This is a genomic window from Acinetobacter sp. TGL-Y2 (genome assembly GCF_001612555.1).
Lineage (GTDB): Bacteria > Pseudomonadota > Gammaproteobacteria > Pseudomonadales > Moraxellaceae > Acinetobacter.
In genome coordinates this window covers 947,285-966,408 of sequence record NZ_CP015110.1, presented here as the reverse complement: position 1 = coordinate 966,408, position 19,124 = coordinate 947,285, and the positions used below count along the sequence as shown (strand labels likewise).

The 19,124-nt window shown below is 40.7% G+C and carries 20 protein-coding genes and 4 tRNA genes; 16 read left to right on the top strand and 8 right to left on the bottom strand.

Annotation, left to right across the window (positions count from 1 at the left end; translation table 11 throughout):
- Positions 1 to 5: 5 nt before the first annotated feature.
- The 4 genes from AMD27_RS04545 to rluD all read right to left on the bottom strand — a co-directional run bounded on the left by AMD27_RS04545 (position 6) and on the right by rluD (position 3,894).
- The gene (locus tag AMD27_RS04545; RefSeq protein WP_067656961.1) at positions 6 to 1,292 is read right to left on the bottom strand and encodes a hypothetical protein; all 1,287 of its coding nucleotides are present in this window, start codon (positions 1,290 to 1,292) and stop codon (positions 6 to 8) included.
- Between the two features lie 179 nt (positions 1,293 to 1,471).
- Positions 1,472 to 2,026 carry a flavodoxin family protein gene (locus tag AMD27_RS04540; protein WP_067656958.1) on the bottom strand — a complete coding sequence of 185 codons (555 nt, stop codon included), beginning with the start codon at positions 2,024 to 2,026 and terminating at the stop codon, positions 1,472 to 1,474.
- Between the two features lie 40 nt (positions 2,027 to 2,066).
- Complete coding sequence (gene pgeF / locus AMD27_RS04535) at positions 2,067 to 2,807, bottom strand: peptidoglycan editing factor PgeF (protein WP_067656955.1); 741 nt, start codon at positions 2,805 to 2,807, stop codon at positions 2,067 to 2,069.
- Positions 2,808 to 2,841: 34 nt separating this feature from the next.
- On the bottom strand, positions 2,842 to 3,894 hold the full coding sequence (gene rluD / locus AMD27_RS04530) for a 23S rRNA pseudouridine(1911/1915/1917) synthase RluD (RefSeq protein ID WP_067656952.1): 1,053 nt from the start codon (positions 3,892 to 3,894) through the stop codon (positions 2,842 to 2,844).
- A gap of 71 nt (positions 3,895 to 3,965) precedes the next feature.
- Between rluD and AMD27_RS04525 the strand changes: the two genes are divergently transcribed.
- Together AMD27_RS04525 and AMD27_RS04520 are read left to right on the top strand one after the other, a co-directional pair.
- Complete coding sequence (locus AMD27_RS04525) at positions 3,966 to 4,985, top strand: outer membrane protein assembly factor BamD (RefSeq protein WP_067656949.1); 1,020 nt, start codon at positions 3,966 to 3,968, stop codon at positions 4,983 to 4,985.
- A gap of 152 nt (positions 4,986 to 5,137) precedes the next feature.
- Entirely contained in the window at positions 5,138 to 7,066 is a 1,929-nt protein-coding gene (locus AMD27_RS04520) for a DNA primase (protein ID WP_067656946.1), read from the top strand.
- A 34-nt stretch (positions 7,067 to 7,100) separates the two neighbouring features.
- On the opposite strand, the gene hemA is transcribed toward AMD27_RS04520, so the two are convergent.
- Positions 7,101 to 8,384 carry a glutamyl-tRNA reductase gene (hemA, locus tag AMD27_RS04515; protein ID WP_067656943.1) on the bottom strand — a complete coding sequence of 428 codons (1,284 nt, stop codon included), beginning with the start codon at positions 8,382 to 8,384 and terminating at the stop codon, positions 7,101 to 7,103.
- Between the two features lie 85 nt (positions 8,385 to 8,469).
- Between hemA and AMD27_RS04510 the strand changes: the two genes are divergently transcribed.
- The 11 genes from AMD27_RS04510 to panD all read left to right on the top strand — a co-directional run bounded on the left by AMD27_RS04510 (position 8,470) and on the right by panD (position 14,945).
- Positions 8,470 to 10,173 (top strand): tetratricopeptide repeat protein, encoded by a 1,704-nt coding sequence (locus AMD27_RS04510; protein WP_212846466.1) that lies wholly within the window; start codon positions 8,470 to 8,472, stop codon positions 10,171 to 10,173.
- Between the two features lie 5 nt (positions 10,174 to 10,178).
- Positions 10,179 to 10,760, top strand: coding sequence for a lipoprotein insertase outer membrane protein LolB (lolB, locus tag AMD27_RS04505; protein ID WP_067656937.1), 582 nt, complete (start codon positions 10,179 to 10,181; stop codon positions 10,758 to 10,760).
- A gap of 40 nt (positions 10,761 to 10,800) precedes the next feature.
- The gene (ispE, locus tag AMD27_RS04500) at positions 10,801 to 11,631 is read left to right on the top strand and encodes a 4-(cytidine 5'-diphospho)-2-C-methyl-D-erythritol kinase (protein WP_067656933.1); all 831 of its coding nucleotides are present in this window, start codon (positions 10,801 to 10,803) and stop codon (positions 11,629 to 11,631) included.
- A 1-nt stretch (position 11,632) separates the two neighbouring features.
- Positions 11,633 to 11,707: transfer RNA gene (locus AMD27_RS04495), tRNA-Gln, on the top strand.
- 41 nt (positions 11,708 to 11,748) lie between these two features.
- Positions 11,749 to 11,823: transfer RNA gene (locus tag AMD27_RS04490), tRNA-Gln, on the top strand.
- A gap of 30 nt (positions 11,824 to 11,853) precedes the next feature.
- Positions 11,854 to 11,928, top strand: a tRNA-Gln gene (locus AMD27_RS04485).
- Positions 11,929 to 12,021: 93 nt separating this feature from the next.
- Positions 12,022 to 12,096, top strand: a tRNA-Gln gene (locus AMD27_RS04480).
- A 36-nt stretch (positions 12,097 to 12,132) separates the two neighbouring features.
- Positions 12,133 to 13,086, top strand: a complete 954-nt coding sequence (locus AMD27_RS04475; protein WP_067656930.1) for a ribose-phosphate pyrophosphokinase — start codon at positions 12,133 to 12,135, stop codon at positions 13,084 to 13,086.
- A 97-nt stretch (positions 13,087 to 13,183) separates the two neighbouring features.
- Complete coding sequence (locus AMD27_RS04470; protein ID WP_212846458.1) at positions 13,184 to 13,819, top strand: 50S ribosomal protein L25/general stress protein Ctc; 636 nt, start codon at positions 13,184 to 13,186, stop codon at positions 13,817 to 13,819.
- An 8-nt stretch (positions 13,820 to 13,827) separates the two neighbouring features.
- Positions 13,828 to 14,418: an aminoacyl-tRNA hydrolase gene (pth, locus tag AMD27_RS04465; RefSeq protein ID WP_067656923.1), complete on the top strand. Its 591-nt coding sequence runs from the start codon at positions 13,828 to 13,830 to the stop codon at positions 14,416 to 14,418.
- 146 nt (positions 14,419 to 14,564) lie between these two features.
- Positions 14,565 to 14,945 (top strand): aspartate 1-decarboxylase, encoded by a 381-nt coding sequence (gene panD, locus AMD27_RS04460; protein ID WP_067656920.1) that lies wholly within the window; start codon positions 14,565 to 14,567, stop codon positions 14,943 to 14,945.
- Positions 14,946 to 15,039: 94 nt separating this feature from the next.
- Here the strand turns inward: panD and AMD27_RS04455 are convergent, their stop codons facing one another.
- Positions 15,040 to 15,525, bottom strand: a complete 486-nt coding sequence (locus AMD27_RS04455; protein WP_067662766.1) for a DUF1289 domain-containing protein — start codon at positions 15,523 to 15,525, stop codon at positions 15,040 to 15,042.
- A gap of 116 nt (positions 15,526 to 15,641) precedes the next feature.
- Here AMD27_RS04455 and AMD27_RS04450 point away from each other — a divergent pair, with 116 nt between their 5' ends.
- The 3 genes from AMD27_RS04450 (at position 15,642) to AMD27_RS04440 (ending at position 17,844) form a co-directional block, all read left to right on the top strand.
- Complete coding sequence (locus AMD27_RS04450; protein WP_067656917.1) at positions 15,642 to 16,574, top strand: rhodanese-related sulfurtransferase; 933 nt, start codon at positions 15,642 to 15,644, stop codon at positions 16,572 to 16,574.
- Positions 16,575 to 16,781: 207 nt separating this feature from the next.
- The gene (locus AMD27_RS04445; RefSeq protein ID WP_067656914.1) at positions 16,782 to 17,087 is read left to right on the top strand and encodes a hypothetical protein; all 306 of its coding nucleotides are present in this window, start codon (positions 16,782 to 16,784) and stop codon (positions 17,085 to 17,087) included.
- 163 nt (positions 17,088 to 17,250) lie between these two features.
- Positions 17,251 to 17,844, top strand: coding sequence for a DedA family protein (locus tag AMD27_RS04440; RefSeq protein WP_067662763.1), 594 nt, complete (start codon positions 17,251 to 17,253; stop codon positions 17,842 to 17,844).
- Between the two features lie 196 nt (positions 17,845 to 18,040).
- Here AMD27_RS04440 and AMD27_RS04435 read toward each other — a convergent pair whose 3' ends face one another.
- Both AMD27_RS04435 and AMD27_RS04430 read right to left on the bottom strand, forming a co-directional pair.
- Complete coding sequence (locus tag AMD27_RS04435; RefSeq protein WP_067656911.1) at positions 18,041 to 18,565, bottom strand: YecA family protein; 525 nt, start codon at positions 18,563 to 18,565, stop codon at positions 18,041 to 18,043.
- Between the two features lie 68 nt (positions 18,566 to 18,633).
- Positions 18,634 to 18,840, bottom strand: a complete 207-nt coding sequence (locus AMD27_RS04430) for a PA3496 family putative envelope integrity protein (protein ID WP_067656908.1) — start codon at positions 18,838 to 18,840, stop codon at positions 18,634 to 18,636.
- Between the last annotated feature and the right edge of the window lie 284 nt (positions 18,841 to 19,124).

The following is a 19,124-nucleotide window of genomic DNA, read 5'->3' as shown; positions in this document are numbered from 1 at the left end:
ATTCCTCAACAAAACTTTAAATTTCCATAGCAGTTGGGTGCGAAATTTTGGGTTGCGAGCTTGAGATCTTTAATTGGGAAATAAAGGGGGTTCGCTGAAGATAAATTTACCTGTCCAATATTTAGTCCTGCAATTAAACAGGATCCCAATGGACAGTTAGGCGGGTTGTTGGTAAGGTAATTACTAATACTTGGAACAACTTGCTTCAGAATATCGTTAGTTACTTCGATTGGATTTGAGGGATTAACCTGCCCTATATCAATTTGATCTTCAATTGCAAGCCACCAACCTCGATTTGCGGCATATTCCGCACCCGGCCAATGGACTGTATTAGTTTGCAGTGAAAGTGAAAATGGGTTGTTTAATGGAAGTTTATGAATAAAGCCTAAATCTTCATCAATATCAAGATTCGCTCTAAGACCAGAGATATAACCATTTGCATTGATTGTCAGTGGAAGCAATGAAATCAGTGGAACTTTCACACTAGCATTAATATCGCCACCAAAGTTAAGGTCACTAATTGTCGCTGAACCTGTCAATTTCGCAGATTCCATTCGTGTTCCGTAAATGGTTGTTCCATTGATTGCAAGGTTTGCATTAGTCGATTGCAGTTGTAAATTGTAGTCATTGGTATCAAAATCAGGTTGTAATAAGGAACCTAACAGTTTGATTTTACCATTAATTTTCATGTCTGTGTCTGCATAGGTCATTGAACGCGCAGCAGTCACTGCTGTACCTGTGGTCGCTTTAATTTTTAAAGCACCACTTAATTGATTAATACCATTGGGCCCATCTGTATTTTCATCCCCTAGAGTCAATAAACCTAACGCTTTTTCAGCACTTAATCTAAACCCTACCATTTCACGCTGCGAAGCTGAATTTGGATTTTTAATCGCAAATTCTAAAAAAGGATTGGTCAATTTGGCCGATGAACCTACTCGACCATCACGCGTATCTGCTATGCCACTTAGGCTTAAATTATCGATGTCAATATCACAACCACCTGCACCATTCATACCACCACAGCCTAATTGTAATTTTTTAATATTGGCATTGAGCTCCATTTCAGCTTCTAAGCCCAACTTATAGAAACCCATACCTTGTCCCGACATTTTATTGGCCGCATCATTTGGTGCAATATAAGACATGCTCATCAATGCTTGACCATTTACATCAGATAGTTCGGTATCTGTTAAAGGCTGTAAAGCCTCTTTTGCATAAGCGCTTATTGGGATTAGACTAATTACGGGAGTGATCACGCATAAGAGTTCTAATGCTCTTCTTAAGTTCATCCTGATTCTCCATCATCTATTGAATTTTATTGTTGTATAGGTCATATTTTAGAGCAGATTAAATTAAATACAATTGGCATTTGTCATATTTTTTTTTTGACTTAATTATCAATAATTCAAGCGTAAAAAAGCACTGACTTATGCAGTGCTTTTTATTTTGAAATAAATTTTAAAGTTATTTAATGGTTAAGCTTATAGGTCAAGCTTGCAATGTATTCACCAAACCAAATGGCAGTCTTTAAATCACCTTCAGGTGGCGTAATTTCAACTGGCGCATTATCAGATTGAGTCATGAGCCCCAAGCTGCTCGACAGTCGATTTAAATCACTTTCACTATGCCCTGTTGACATTAAAGGTAGACCTGACCACAACATACCGTGTTGCATTGCAAATAAATTGATTTGCTGTAGTACAGAAAGCTTGTCCCCACTTAAGCCACCTGAGTTGGTAAATCCAGCAGCCAACTTTCCTTGCCAGTCACGATTTTTCCATCGTTTTGAGCTTGAGTCCATAAACATTTTAAACGGCCCACTAACACTGCCCATATAGGTCGGGCACCCAAAAATAATGGCATTCGCCTGATCCAATACATCCCAATCAATATGTTCGATATTCATGATATGCACTGTAGTTCCCAACCTCTGAGCACCTTGTGCTATGAATTGAGCCACTTTTGCAGTGTGTCCATATGGACTGTGATAAACGATAGCGAGAGATTTTTTAAGATCAGACATAAGATAACTAGATAACTACGTAGTTGTAGTTTAACACTTTCTATCGCATAAATACGAATGTCGCCATCCGTCCAGTCTGAGCATTACGGCGATATGAATAATATTTATTGGCCTCAAGATAAGAACACTTATCACCACCTAATACAGTTTCAACACCCTGTTTTTTTAAAATATAGCGTGCAATAGCATATAAGTCTGCTTGATATTTACCTAAGTTCAGATTTGCCATAAAAGCATGTGAAATTTCAGGATATTTTTCACAAAAAGTCTGCTTAACCTCCTCACCCACTTCAAAGCAAGGCTGACTGATCGCAGCACCTAACCAAGCCCATGTTGGCGCTGTATTCATAGTCGATATCGTATTTTCAATAATGCCGCCAGCAAGGCCTCGCCAACCTGCATGTAAATTGGCAACTTCTGTAGCTGTCGCATTACCCAACACCACAGGTAAACAGTCAGCCGTCATCATCATGAGTGCATGTGCTCGAGTTTGGGTAACCAAACCATCACCTTCTAATGCTTGAAAATATATTTGCTCATTAATAGTGTGACAAATTGTGCTGTGAGTTTGCGTCATCCATGTGACTTTATTCACACCAAAGGCTGCTAACTCATCCAGCAGCGCCATACGATGCTGCTGGACACGAATCGGATCATCATTGACATGCAAGGCCAAATTAAAACCTGCCAATTCTGCTGTAGCGGAATTTACAGTTTTGACGTGCTCAATTTGAGTTTGCCCCACACACACACCGTCGGGAAGCCCTTGAACAAATTGCATGTCGATGATCCTTTTTCAACGATATTAGATAAGATTAGTACGCTTTATTTTCAGTACGTAAAGTTTCAAGTAACTCTACAAAATCTGCAGGCCAAGGCGCTTCAAACATCATCTCTTCGCCACTACGCGGATGCTTTAGCCCTAGCTGCGTTGCATGTAGCGCTTGGCGTTTAAAGGTACGCATTTGGATTGCAAGTTTTTCAGATGCACCAGCTGGAACTTTGACACGGCTCACATACACTGGATCACCGACTAGCGGGAAACCTAAATAGGTAAAGTGAATGCGAATTTGATGGGTACGACCCGTCTCCAACCGTGCTTGTACACGGGTGAAGTTTTGGAAGCGCTCTTTGACATTGTAATGCGTCACTGCATCACGACCACCCGGTAGAATCGCCATTTTCACGCGATCCACAGGATGACGCTTAATTGGCTCATCAATCGTGCCACCGGCAATAATATTGCCGTAACAAATGAGGTCATAAACACGGAAGACTGACTTTTTCGCAAGTTGCTTACTTAAAGAAAACTGTGCTTCTAGGTTTTTTGCCACAACCAATAAGCCACTGGTATCTTTGTCGATGCGATGTACCAAACCTGCACGAGAAAGTTCAGCTGATTTTGGATTGTGATACAAAATCGCGTTTACCAGTGTTCCATTCGGATTACCTGCACCTGGATGTACCACCATACCCACTGCTTTATTGATCACTAAGATGTCATCATCTTCATAGATCACATCTAAAGGAATATTTTCAGGCTGGCTAGTGGTTTGTGCCTCAAGCTCAACTTCAAGTGTTAATGCTTCATTTCCTTCACATTTATACTTGGGTTTGACAATATTACCATTGATCAACAGATGACCTTCTTTCATCCATTGTTTCAATTTTTCACGAGAAAAGTCATTCCAAACCAGTGCTGCCACCTGATCAATCCGTTGACCTGAATAGCTCTCATCCAATTGAAATTGCAACGATACACGTGTTGCAGTTGGCGCTGAAGTATGATTATCTGCATCCTCAGATTCTTCAATTAAATTGAAATCGTTTTCTGGGAAATTAGAATTAGAAGATTGTGCTGAAGTCATTTGCTCATTCGGACAAAAGTGGTTTAATAGTGCAATTGTAGCCTATTGGCCGTATAAACAGAGGAATTTTTATGTCGCTACCACGTTATAAAGTTACAATGCTTGCTTTATCGCTAGGCTTAGCAGCTACATTTGTAGGCTGTAGTAGTAATCCAAAGAAAGATGTGGTCGATACTGGCCCAAAATCTAGCGAACAAATCTATTTTGATAAAGCGCAAAAAGCATTAGATCGTGGCCAATATAGCGATGCTGCACAATCATTAGAAGCAATCGATACCTATTATCCAACTGGCCAATACACTCAGCAAGCGCAATTAGACTTGCTCTATACCAAATTTCAACAAAAAGATTATGAAGGTACAGTGGCTTTGGCGGATCGTTTTATTCGCTTGAATCCTCAGCATCCTAATGTGGATTATGCCTACTATGTTCGCGGTGTTGCGAACATGGAGCAAAACTATGATGGCTTGATCCGTTACACCTCTTTGCAACAGTCACATCGTGACGTGAGCTACCTAAAAGTGGCGTATCAAAACTTTGTTGATTTTATTCGTCGTTATCCAAGCAGTCAGTATGCAGTCGATGCCGCGCTACGCATGAAGTTTATTGGTCAAGAATTGGCTGAAAATGAAATGACTGCTGCACGTTTTAATATTAAACGTAAAGCTTGGTTAGCAGCAGTCGAACGTGGTCAATGGGTGGTGGAACATTTCCCCAATACCCCACAAATTCCTGAGGCTTTAGCCACGATGGCGTATGGCTATGACAAACTGGGTGATAAAGCAACTTCTCAGCAATATATTGAAGTGCTGAAACTGAATTATCCGACTTTGGTGAAATCCAACGGCGAAGTGAACTTACGCGCAGCACGTCAAGATGGCAACTGGCTGAACAGAGCCACTTTAGGCATCTTGGGTCGTGAAGCCAAAGCGCAGAACAAAGACGCTACTGTTGAAGAAGCAGAGACTCAAAATCAGCCGGGTTTACTCAATCGTTTGAGTTTTGGCTTATTGGGCAATCGTGAAAATGATGCCAATATCCAAAGTGCACCAGCCAATGAAAGTTTGTATGATCCACAGCGCACCCAGTAATTTTGCGCTACATCTGCTCTAAATGAGGTGGGATTTATTCCCGCCTTTTTTATGCACAGCGTTTAAGACAAAACTTGAGTATTGATATATTTCATAGGCATAATGATTTAAACTTATCTTCCTCTGATATTTTCCAAACCTGACTTTTTAGTATGGCCATACCTCAGCACACCATTGATCAAATTTTGGATCGTACCGATATCGTCGATCTGATCGGTCAGCGTGTGAAATTAAAAAAATCGGGTCGTACTTACTCGGGCTGTTGTCCTTTTCATCAGGAAAAATCACCTTCTTTTCATGTGTATCGTGATAAACAGTATTTCCACTGTTTTGGCTGTCAAGCCAATGGTAATGCTATTCGTTTCTTGATGGATATTGATCATCGAAACTTTATCGATGTAATGAAAGACCTGTCCAGTCAAACTGGAATTGAGTTACCCAAAGACAATCACGATTCCAAAAAATTATCGTACAAGCGTGAAACCACCAAACCTGCGCCTGCTCAAGCTTCGACTCCAACGCCTGTTCAAAACAAAACCGCTCAGCAACCAAGCTCTAAGAACGTTTCTGATAACGCTACTCATTTTGAAACAGATCCATTTGAAGCTTTCCAAAATCTTGAGGGCTTTGACGCGTTTGATGGTTCAGCTTTCGCTTTTAATGACCAGTATGATCAAGAGAGTTCGCAAGAAGGTAACCTGTATGATTTGCTGGAAAATGTTGCACTGTATTATGAAAAACAGCTTCCACATAGCAAAATAGCCCAGCAGTATTTTAGGCACCGTGGTTTAGGTGCAGAAACCGTGAAATACTGGCGTTTGGGTTATGCACCAGAAGACTGGCAACATTTAGAAAAAGCCTTTCCACAAGATATTGAAGGTTTAAAGTTGCTAGGGTTAATCCGTACCAGTGACAGTGGTCGAGACTTTGATTTGCTGCGTGAACGGGTGATTTTCCCCATTCGTGATGCCAAAGGTCGTGTAGTCGGTTTCGGTGGTCGTGCTTTAAATGACGAAATCAAACCGAAATACATCAACTCACCCGACTCTGAAGTATTTCACAAGAACCAGCTTCTATATGGTTTATATGAAGGTCGCAAGCTTAAGGCGCAAAACTGGCTGATGGTTGAAGGCTATATGGATGTGATTGCTTTACAACAAGCAGGCATTCCAGGTGCTGTGGCAACGTTAGGGACGGCCAGTAATGCAGACCATTTAACCACGCTTTTTAAACAAAACAGTCAGATTACGATTGCTTTTGATGGTGATGCCGCAGGTCAAAAAGCCGCGCGCCGTACTTTAGATATTGCACTGCCCCTTTTAAATGACGGACGTGAACTCAAATTCTTTATTATGCCCAAAGAGCATGATCCCGATTCTTTGGTCCGTAAAGAAGGACTCGAAACCTTCAATCGCATGTGGCAACAAGCGCCGTTATTGTCCGATTTTATTTTTGCACTGCTGAGCCAGCAGTATGAGATCACCACGCCTGAAGGGAAAAGTCAGGTGATGGCAGAACTTAATCAACTGACTGACTTACTCCCGAAACATGGCTCATACCGCTATTTGATTCGTCAATTTTTTAAAGACAAATTGGGCTTTAATAAAAAATGGCAACCAAAAGTCAACCATGATGCTTCACTGTCTTTTCTACAGAAAATTGGAAATGAAGAGTTCGCCGTTTCATTATTGATAAATAATCCTATGGTTTATACTCAATTTGAAGTTTTACGAGCTTATATAAATGATGATTCTATATTAAGAAATGTACTTGATTCTTTAGATAAAATATTTGACTCATTACCTGATGACCAAGAGCTTGCAATTTATTATGTTCTAGGAGCTTGTTCAAAGCATCATGCGATTTTAGCTGAAATTTTAAAGCAAATTGATTTATCTGATACCTTAGAATCACCTGAAAAATGTTTTAATAGAGCTCGAGAAATATCGGAAGGTCTTAACGAAAAATATTTAAAGATCAAATTAAAAAATCCAAAAACTCTTATAGAATCAGCAAATTTAAGACGTCAATTAAATGAATTGACCAAGAAAATTGGATTAAAACTGGTGAATGAAGAGTGAACTACCTATTTAAAGATATTGATTGTTGGAATGTTTAAGGTTTGGTCTGACGTTGATGTTTAAAGATCTCTTCTAAGCTGTTCTGGATATCTTCAAAATAAGCTGGGTTTTCATCTTTCGCCACTTCTCTCAATAGCAATGAGGTTGGATGCAAGAGTTTCCGCGTTAAACGATGTGCAAATTCTTGCATCACTTTGGCAGCATCTTCACCATTTTGAATACGCTCAAGCGCGCAATTGAGTTCTTTTTGACGGACTTGATCACCCTGTTCACGGTAAAGCTGAATGGTAGTACCTGCTTGACTGACTTTTTGCTGAGTGATGAGCTGCGTTGCTAACTGATTGACCATCACCTCAGCTTCAACCGCCGCTTGACGGCGCTGGGCTAAGTTTTCATCAATCACGCTTTGCAGATCATCCACGCCATATAGATATACACCATCAAGTATTTTTACTTTCGGCTCTATATCACGTGGTACAGCTAAATCAACCAACAACATTTGCTTATATCGACGTTTTTTTAGCGCGATTTTCACATCCGCATGTGAGATCACTTGATGCAGACTTCCAGTACAACTGGAAATCACATCTGCACGGTGTAAATTTTCCGCCAATGCGGTAAATGGAACGATTTCCACTTCCACTCGATGCGATATTTCCTGTGCCAGCTGCTCTGCTCGCTCAGCACCTCGATTACAAATGAGGATTTTCGCCACCCCCATTTCCGCCAAATGTTTGGCAACCAAGCTATTCATCTCCCCTGCTGCCACCACCATCACAGTGAGCTTTTCAGGTTGACTAAACACTTGTACAGCCAATTGTGCCACTGCATAACCCATCGAAACGGCATGGCTACCCACGGCAGTTTCTGAGCGAACACGTTTAGCGGCATAAAATGCATATTCAAAAATACGGTTGAGCTGCGCTGAGACCACATCAGACTCTTTGGCCAAAGTCAGCGCAGATTTGACCTGCCCCATAATTTGCGGTTCACCCAGCATGAGTGAATCTAGACCGGAAGCGACTCGCATCAAATGGGTCACCGCATCTGAGTTTTCATGACGGTAGATATGATTTTGTAATTGCTTTACATCAATACCATTTTTTTGTGCGAGCCAGTCTAGTACCATTTCAGCATTGTCTGCCATGGCATAGACTTCAGTCCGATTACACGTTGACACGACCACCATATCATTCAATACATGATCGTGACGTTGCTCCGCCAACAAATCTCTTAACTTTTCAGGGTTAAAAGCCACTTGTTCGCGCAGTTCAACGGAGGCTGTTTGATGGTTGACACCCAATGCAAAGAAAGACATATCAGATCATCAATTCGCTAAATTTATGCTATTGTGCAATAACGGTGTCATAAAAAGCAGTACTTGGATAAAAAATTTGCGTCAAATAAATAGCCGAATCAACGGCATGACAATTAAGCAGTATTCTACCACACTCTTACTTGTCGGTAGCATGACTTACAGTGTTCATCTTAGAGCATCTGGAGAAATTAATCATGCACAATCGAATCATAAGATTATAGAACAAACCATGATGGCTGAGTTTGCCATTGCAGCGAACGATACAGCCACAGCGCTACACAATTATACCGTTCTGGCTATTCGGAGCAGCTCCACTGCCATTAAGCAGCGCGCCTTAAATGTTGCTCTTGAGCAAAATGACTTACAAGCTGCCTTAGACATTGCAACGCATTGGGTGGTACAAGAACCTGAAGACGTCCCTGCTAAGTTTTATTTGGCCCATATTGCACTCAAATCCCATGAGTATGAATTGGCCGCAGATGTATTGGACAGCATTTTAACGCTCGACCCAGACTCCGACTTAGAACGCATTCTCGAGGGAATTTCACCGGAATCTGCTGAAGATCGTGCTAATTTACTAACGACGCTGCGCAAAAGTAGAGAAAATGATAATCCGTCTGTATTGGTGCTGATTGCAAGTTTAGAAGCACAAAATGACGAAGTCGAACAAGCCCTAAAAACACTGAACAAAGCCCTGAGAAAGCGCCCCAAAGCCACTGGATTTATTCTGCTCAAAGCCAATCTACTGATGGCATTGGGTGATCAAGCCGCCACTTTAAAGTGGTTTGAACGTAGCAGTAAGAAGAATAAACATAATCTTGAAATTCACATGGCTGAAGTCCGCTACCTCATTAAACTGAATCAATCTGAAGTTGCGCTCAATAAACTCAAAAATATTATTAAAAAATGGCCGGATGCAGAAGAGGCGTTGTTTATTGCAGGCTTAACCTCAATTGATTTAAAACAGTACGAGCTGGCGGAACAATATTTGGTTGAGCTACGATATTCCAATCAATACCAAAATGATGCCTATTATTATTTGGCGGTTAATGCTGATCGTAAACAGCATTATGAAACTGCCAAAGCCTATTACCGACTGGTCGATGGCAACCTGTATATGGTCTCAAGACGAAACCTCATTGCTATCTATGACAAACAAAATCGTTTAAATGATGCCTTAAGGTTTCTGACTCAAGAGCGCGTCAATTACCCACAGCAAGCCAGCTTCTTGTACCAAGCCCAAGCTGAAATACTCAAAAAAATGGGCAATAAAAAAGCAGCACTGGGTTTGCTCAAAGAAGCGGTAAAGAATCTTCCTAATGATCCAGAACTGATCTATTCGGAAGTATTACTACTGGATCCTTTTCAAGACCGTGATCAATTAGATCGGGTTTTAAAGCGATTATTAACGCTTGAACCGAATAGTCCCACCTATTTGAATGCCTATGCCTACACCCTAGCATTACAAAATAGACGTTTAGATGAAGCACGTGGCTATGCAGAACTTGCGCTTGAAAATGCACCTGAGCAGGCGTCTATTTTAGATACATTGGGTTATATCACTTTCTTACAAAATGATTTTGATACCGCCAGTCGTGTACTCGCTAAAGCCTATCATTTAAGTAAAAGTGTCAATATTGGGGTTCGTTTTGCCAAAGCACTGTATATGCAAGGCTCACTGGATCAATTTAGTGATGTGTTACAACAACTCCAACAAAATCATCCGAATGATCCGCAATTAGAACAGCTCAATGGTTTATTGTTGCCTCAAAATTTTAAAAAGAGTTAGTTTTTATGTCTAAATTTGCCAAAATTTCTTTTATTTTTTTCAGCTCCATCAGTGCCTTGACGCTGTCTGCCTGTCAAAGTTTGCAAACACAGCCTCAAAGCACGCATCCTACGGCGCAAGGATTAAATCAATTTAATCTGCAAGGGAAAATTGGGGTAAAAACCCCACAGCAATCAGGTAGTGCCTTTTTTACATGGCAGCAAAATCAAGAGCAGTTTGATATTGAACTAAGTGGCATTCTGGGGGTTGGTAAAACTCAAATTACAGGTCAACCGGGGCAAGTCACTTTAAATAGCGCAAAAACTGGACGCATTACAGCAGCGTCGCCAGAAGAACTGCTTGAACAAGCCACAGGTTGGAGAACTCCGATCACTAACTTGGTGCACTGGGTACAGGCCAAGCCTGCAAGCTTAAAAGCTGAACTGCAAAAAGATCAACAACAACGTATTCAACAAATAGTTGAAGATGGTTGGACAGTTCATTTAAGCTACAACCAAACTGCGACCTTGCCCAACAAGTTAATTTTGCAACAACAGCTTGAAACGGATAAAGAAAACCGTATTACAATGATCATACAAAATCGTTAATACTATATCGTTATCGTTAATACTATAAAGCTCAATTCTTATGATTCGTATTCCCTCTCCTGCCAAATTAAACTTGTTTTTACACATCACAGGTCGCCGTGAAAATGGCTACCACGAATTGCAAAGCATCTTTCAGCTGATCGATTTGTGCGACTGGATGGAATTTGAACGATTAGACTCGGCAGAGATTCAGATTGACGGCTTAAACAGCGTCGAACTTGAGCAAAATCTCATTTACAAAGCCACGCAAATTTTAAAACCGTTTGCGCAAACGCTTTCAGGCTTAAAGATCCGCATTGAAAAAAATATTCCGATGGGTGCAGGACTCGGTGGTGGCTCATCCAATGCTGCGACAACACTGCGCATCGTGAATCAACTCTGGAACTGCGGATTAAACATTGAACAATTGGCAGATTTGGGGCTTAAGCTAGGCGCTGATGTGCCCATCTTTGTGTATGGTAAAAATGCGTGGGCAGAAGGTATTGGTGAACACTTAACATTCATAGACTTAGATCAAAAACAGTACATCGTGCTTAAACCTGATTGTTTTATCAGCACTCAACTGCTTTTTTCACAAAAAGCGTTGACAAGAGACACGAAGACCACTAAATTTTGCGCCTATCAGATAAAGCCATCTGATTTCGGAAATGCCTTTGAGCCTTTGGCAAGAAGTTTATATCCTGAAGTCGATGAAGCGATGCAATACTTAGATCAGTTCGGTGTAGCAAAACTTACAGGTACAGGTGCTTGTGTTTTTACTGAGCTAACTGAAGATATGAATCTTGATGAGATTCTTAAAGACTCTCCTTGTAAAGCTTACTCGGTGAAAAGTTTAAAAGAATCCCCATTAAATCATATTCAAGTTAAATGATAGGGGTATCGCCAAGTGGTAAGGCACCGGGTTTTGATCTCGGCATCCGTTGGTTCGAATCCAGCTACCCCTGCCATCATTTTCATCTGTAGATGTTTGTTTGTGTTTTAAAGTATTAGGGGCGTCGCCAAGTGGTAAGGCACCGGGTTTTGATCTCGGCATCCGTTGGTTCGAATCCAGCCGCCCCTGCCATCACTGTAGAATCAAACATAATATCGAATTAGGGGCGTCGCCAAGTGGTAAGGCACCGGGTTTTGATCTCGGCATCCGTTGGTTCGAATCCAGCCGCCCCTGCCATTTTAAGTTCAAAAAAGACAGAACACTCTTACGCTGATGTTTGTTCAACAACCTTGACAAACGAACGTAAAACCATTAAAGTTCTGCCGCATTAGGGGTATCGCCAAGTGGTAAGGCACCGGGTTTTGATCTCGGCATCCGTTGGTTCGAATCCAGCTACCCCTGCCATCTATTTCTATACATTTCAACCGCCAAGGGTGCTTCATGCCCAATCTTGTCGTTTTTAGTGGAACTGCGCATCCACAATTCGCCCAAAAAGTCGTTAGCCATTTACACATTCCTTTAGGTGCTGCATCTATCGGTCAGTTTTCTGATGGCGAAATCGCTGTCGAAATCACTGAAAATGTGCGTGGTAAAGACGTATTTATCGTACAGCCTACTTGTGCCCCAACAAACGACAACCTCATGGAAGTCCTTGTTATGGCTGATGCATTGCGTCGCGCAAGTGCAGGTCGTATTACTGCTGTCATTCCGTACTTCGGTTATGCTCGTCAAGACCGTCGTCCACGTTCTGCTCGTGTGCCTATCACTGCAAAAGTTGTAGCGGATATGCTCACCACTGTTGGTATTGATCGTGTTGTCATGATCGATCTACATGCAGATCAAATCCAAGGCTTCTTCGATATTCCCGTAGATAACATCTATGGTACACCTGCTTTGCTCGCTGACTTACGCCAACAACAACATCACAACTTAATGGTGGTTTCACCTGACGTTGGCGGTGTGGTTCGTGCACGTGCGGTAGCAAAACAAATGGGTGATATTGATCTTGCAATCATTGATAAACGTCGTCAAAAAGCAAATGAATCACAAGTGATGCATTTGATTGGTGATGTCAAAGATCGTGATTGTGTGATTGTCGACGATATGGTGGATACAGCGGGTACATTGTGTAAAGCTGCTGATGCACTTAAGTCATTTGGTGCACGCCGTGTTGTTGCTTATGCAACACATCCAGTACTTTCTGGTAAGGCACTTGAAAATTTACGCAACTCTGTGATTGATGAATTGGTTGTAACAGACACCATTCCACTTTCTCAAGAAGCGTTAGAACTTGGTAAGATTCGCCAAGTTTCAGTGGCCAGTATGGTTGCTGAAACAATTCGTCGTATTAACAACGAAGAATCTATTAGCGCAATGTTTGATTCTTATCTATAATATAGCGCTAAATTTTAAAGCTCTGCCTGATCGCAGGGCTTTGTCTCACTAGACTGGTCGAAGGTCTAGTTTAACTCACTCAAATAGGATGTCTATCATGGCAAACTTCGTATTAAACGCAGAAGCTCGTGAAGAATCAGTTCAAGGGAAAGGTTCGAGCCGCCGCCTTCGTCTTGCTGCTAAACTACCAGCAATTATCTATGGTGGTGCTGCTGAACCAGTATCTATAACTTTAGAACTTCGTCAGCTCGTTAAACAGCTTGAAAACAACGACTTTTTCTCTTCAATTATTACTATTGATGTTTCGGGTAAAAAAGAAGAAGTTGTGATCAAAGCATTACAACGTCACCCAGCAAAAAATACACCAATGCATGCAGACTTTATGCGTATTACACGCGGTGAAATTATGTCTGCAGTTGTACCTGTAAGCTTAATCAACCAAGATGTATCTAAAGGCGTTAAAGCTGGCGGTATTGCAACGCTTAACTTAAATGAAGTTCAAGTGGAAACTTTACCTCGCAATCTACCAACTTCGATTGAAGTAGATATCGCTGATCTAGAAATTGGTCAAGTTATTCACCTGTCAGATCTTAAACTTCCTAAAGGCGTAACAATTCCTGCTCTTGCTCAAGGCGAAGACCACGATCAAGCAGTTGTTTCAATTGTTGTTATTCAAGAAGAAGTAGTTAAAGATGCTGAAACTGATTCAGCTGAAGCGGAAAAAGGCGAGTAATCGCAAATATGAGTGATCGGAAAACTCCTTTGTCACTTATAGTCGGTTTGGGCAACCCAGGTTCTGAGTATGCCCAAACCCGCCATAATGCAGGCTTTTGGTTTGTTGAACGCCTTGCAGAGCAATATGGCATCCCCCTTAAAAATGATCAAAAATTCCACGGAATTAGTGGTCGTGGTAATATTGAAGGTCAAGACGTTCGTCTGCTTTTACCTACAACCTTTATGAATGCCTCAGGCAAAAGTGTTGTTCCCTTCGCCAAATTCTATAATATCGCTCCCGAAGCCATGCTCATTGCACATGATGAACTCGATATGGATCCCAGTGTGATTCGCCTAAAAACAGGCGGTGGACATGGTGGTCATAACGGTTTACGTGATATCGTCCCGCACATCGGTCCCAACTTCCATCGCTTACGCATTGGTATTGGTCATCCAGGTTCAAAAGAACGTGTTTCAGGTCATGTATTAAGCAAAGCATCTTCAAACGAGCAAAAGCTAATGGATGATGCGATTCATCATGCATTAAGCCGAATCAAGTTATTGGTCAATGGTGAAATTCAACACGCCATGAATCAAATAAACGCTTATAAACCTTGATTGATTAATTTGTTCTTTGTTCAACAATTTCGCTTGCCTTGCTCAAATTTTGAGAGCAAAATGCGCTTTCAAATGCACTACCCACTATAGAAATTGTTATTTAATCATTAGATAACAGGCCTAAGGCAACTCAGGAGACGCTTCCCATGCTATCTCGCTTATTAAAAGCTAAAATTCATCGTGCAGTCGTGACACAAGCCGAACTTCATTATGAAGGTTCATGTGCGATTGACGGTGTATTGTTAGATTTAGCTGGTATTCGTGAATATGAAGAGATTCATATTTGGAATGTAACCAATGGCAAGCGCTTCACGACCTATGCAATTCGTGGTGAAGAGAATTCTGGCATTATTTCTGTTAATGGCGGTGCTGCACATCAAGCTGATATTGGTGATTTGGTGATTATTGCAACTTTTGGTGACTTCACTGTTACGGAAGCAGATGCTCACAAACCACGCCTTGTTTATGCCAACCCAAACAATACTGTAAATCACACCGCGAACTGCATTCCTGTACAAGTGGCTTAATGGTTTTACATTAAAAAAGCTCGCAGATCGCGAGCTTTTTTTTACCTATTTATTTTATTAACGACTGCATTTAGCTTGATATCATTTAAAAAGACTAAAATTCATCTAAGCTATGCAACAAACTTTGACTGATACCATTTGCACGCAACCATGCCAATTCATAGCTAGCTGTCGCGAGTGCCAATACTCGGCGCTCAAACTCCGTCCAAATCGGTTTTACCTGTGAAGACTGAATCCCCAAACCGCTTACCTCTGCCAAATTTTTATTTTTTTCACAAATTTTAAGCGCATGATAAAGCTTACGTCCTGTGGTTGCGGTATCAAATACCCGAACACGCTTACTCTCAATGAATGCTTCAATGTGAATAATGTTGGCATGGGGCAACATCGGTACCAAAATTTGATCCAGTTGCACATCTAAGCGCTGCCAAATGATCATCCGCTGTTCAGACGTATAAGTATTCCACTGAATCACTTCATGATTAAATCTTCGACAGCCTCGACATACTGCATCACCAAATACCGTAGAGCAACGCCCTGCACATGGGGTAAGAGAAGGTATTCGACGATCATTACTCAAAATTATTTCCTCAATTAAAGCCATATTTACTATATGGTTTTCTCGCATATTACTTCAATACGCGTTAGAATATGCGCCTTGAATTTATCCCTATATTAATACATTTGGAGTACTCCATGAACGCTACTGTAGAACAGCTTGCACCTGTAGAACAGCAAGCGACCACTGGTTGGGTTGTTGCCGCACTTTATCAATTTCACGAAGTTAAAGATTCATTGGATCTACAACAACGTCTTTTAGATTTGGTCAAAACCCTCAACCTCTGCGGTACTCTCATTGTTGCAAACGAAGGGATCAACGGAACAGTTGCGGGCGATCGTTCCTCAGTGGATTGCATTCATCAATTTTTAATGAATGAAGGCTTTGGAGCAATGGAATATAAAGAATCACATAGTGATGAAAAACCATTCCGTAAAATGAAAATCAAACATAAAAAAGAAATCGTAACCTTAGGCGTAGAAGTTAAGCCACGTGATTTGGTCGGTCATTATCTTGACCCGAAAGAATGGAATGACCTCATTGCACGTGATGACGTGATTTTAGTCGATACGCGCAATGATTACGAATATAAAGCAGGTACATTTAAGGGCGCAATTGACCCTAAAACAGAAAGCTTCCGCGAATTCCCTGAATATGTAAAACAAAACCTTGAACAGCATAAAGACAAGAAAATTGCGATGTTCTGTACAGGCGGTATTCGCTGTGAGAAATCGACTTCTTTACTATTACAAGAAGGTTTCACTGAGGTTTACCATTTAAAAGGTGGGATCTTAAAATATTTAGAGGAAACTCCTGCTTCCGACAGCCTATGGGAAGGTGAATGCTTCGTATTTGATGGCCGTACAGCAGTTACGCATGGTGTTGAAGAAGGTGAAAACTCAAAATGTCACGCTTGTGGCTGGCCACTGCTTCCTACTGAAGTTGAACTACCTAGCTATGAACACGGTGTGTCTTGCATGTATTGCATTGAAAAAACCACCGAAAAACAAAAAGCTGGCTTTCGTATGCGCCAATCTCAAATTGCAGCAGCGAAACGTAAACGCCTATAATTTATAATCGTATATTATTTACAGAACCGCTGCGCCACGTAGCGGTTTTTTACATTTGAAAAACACAATTAATAGAAAACACTTAAATTCACAACACGGCTACACCTTTAAGTTCAAGACTTAATTTATGGTTATTGTTAATCTTTTTTCTAGTTAAGGATAATGCAACAGCACCTAAAAAGTCATTTAAATATAAGGGAATAGACTATGCCAAAACGCTTATATTTATGCTCGAATCATCGACATTTTAATTCAGAGCACCAAATAGAGACCGCGTATAACTCTACAAATCAGCCTCTTATTGTGGAAAAAACGCAAACCCAACTGAATCAACAATCCCACATTTTTGTGGTTTTCTTGGGTGCTATATTGGGTGCATTCATTGCTTTGGCAATTGGTTATTCGATTGAAGTATCATTATTACACTATTCAACGCTCTCCCTGATTCCAGTACTGACGAGTTTTGTGTTAAGGAAAGTTTATATCCATACCCTGATTCACTTTAGAGATTAATCCATAAGCAAAGTCAGTGTGACGTCTACGCTTAATGCAGATGTTTAGATCCATCATTTTTACATCTACAAATGAGAACTATATTTTCAAAATAAAAAACCTTAGTATGGATTAAGTTTTTTATTTTTTTCGATCTCACATGACAGCATGGATCATTTCAATCATGGAGCAACTCGGTTATTTCGGGATTGCGCTATTGATGTTTTTGGACAATGTATTTCCTCCTATTCCCTCTGAAATCATTATGCCGTCCGCAGGCTTTACTGCCTCTCAAGGACATCTCCTACTGGTTGGCGTGATCATCGCAGGAAGTGTGGGCTCCTTACTTGCAGCAGCAGTGCTGTATTGGATTGGGCGCAAAATTTCCCATCAAAGTATTTTCAGTTTTATTGATCGTTATGGAAAATATGTGTTCATAAAGTCGACTGATGTCAAAAAATCACTGGATTGTTTTGAGCACTATGGTCATCGTATTGTTTTTTTTGGTCGTATGATTCCTGCAGTTCGCTCATTGATCAGTATTCCTGCCGGTATGAGTCGTATGCCCTTTTGGAAGTTTATGACCTATAGCGGCCTTGGCACGATTATTTGGACCTCTTTTTTAGCCTGCGTCGGTTATTATTTTGGCAATAACACTGAGTTGATGCATCAAATTTTCAGTCAAGTCAGTTGTGTGATCATTGCCATTGTAATCATGATTGTCGTTTGGTTTCTTTATCGCAGACAACAACGTAAAAATAAATCCTATCGCACTTAATTAAGTAGCTAGATTTAAAATTTGGCCGACCCATGAACATATTCTCATTTGATTTTTAATAGCTCACTGTTCATTCGCGTTAATTGCATCGACTTTAAAGTGGTAGCTAGGAAAGTACTTCTTTTGATCAATTTCAAGCTAAAAATTCTAAAATCAAAAAAGCACCCGAGGGTGCTTTTCAATACATTCGCTTGTATTATTCCGGTGTGTGGTACATCAAATATAATTCATTTAAATTGTCTGGAATTTCTTCTGCAAGCTCGTCCATTAACTGACCGTTGCGACGGAAAGACTCCATTTGCGGATCCTCTTCGTCAACGCCACTGAACACCATAATTGGAAGAGTGAGATCAACCAATTGCTCTTCAAACTCAGGCGTGAACCACGCCTCTTCATTTAAGAACATTGCATCGACAAAGCCAACGCTCCAATCACCTAGACTTGATTCAACAGACGCTTCTTCAATTTCAAAAGGAAATGCAATTCCTTCTTCATTGGCAAGTTTTTGGCGAAGATCATCGAGCCAAAGCTTTACTTGTGTCAGCATATCTGTAGGAACTTTGGTTTGATTGCTGTCAAATAATTCATCTAACCAGCGATCAAATTTTGGACCTACTGCTGTTGCACATAAAAAGCCATGAGTCGCTGCGAAATCTAGACCATGCTCGTTTTGGTCGCCGTCTAGATATTCACTCAACAGGTCTAAATTTAAAGCACTCATTTTGTTTCCAACAGGTATTATCTCAATCGACTAGAATAACATTTTCGGCTGTGAAGCCCAATGTTAAATTAATCTTCTTCGTCATCTAAATCATCGTCATCAAAATCATATTCCAGATCTTTCAATTCACGATCTAAACGACGTTGTGCAAGCAAGTCATCAATTAAACGACGTTTTTCTAATGATTCTTTGACAGTAATTTTGCTGGTAGACTCATCAAAACTAACGTCATCATCACTGTAGCTATCATCTAGTTCAAAATCTGTAGAAGACACTAAAACTACCTCAGGAATGAAAAAAAGAATGGGGCTACGCGCTATTTATCTTTGTTCCGAAAACTTGTCAAGTTTTATTTTATTTTTCCCCCTCCACCAACAAAATTTTGCTTTTTTTATGAAGCCATTTTATGGCATGATTGAGGCTCAATTTGGATCGATCAATTCGTTCTGCAAATAAAGAGATTCGGACTTGAAAACAATAAAATCAGCCCCATATTGGAATGCAAGGCGTACATTCTTGGTTTTTTTAAACCAAATAAGCTGATCAATTCAGATACTAG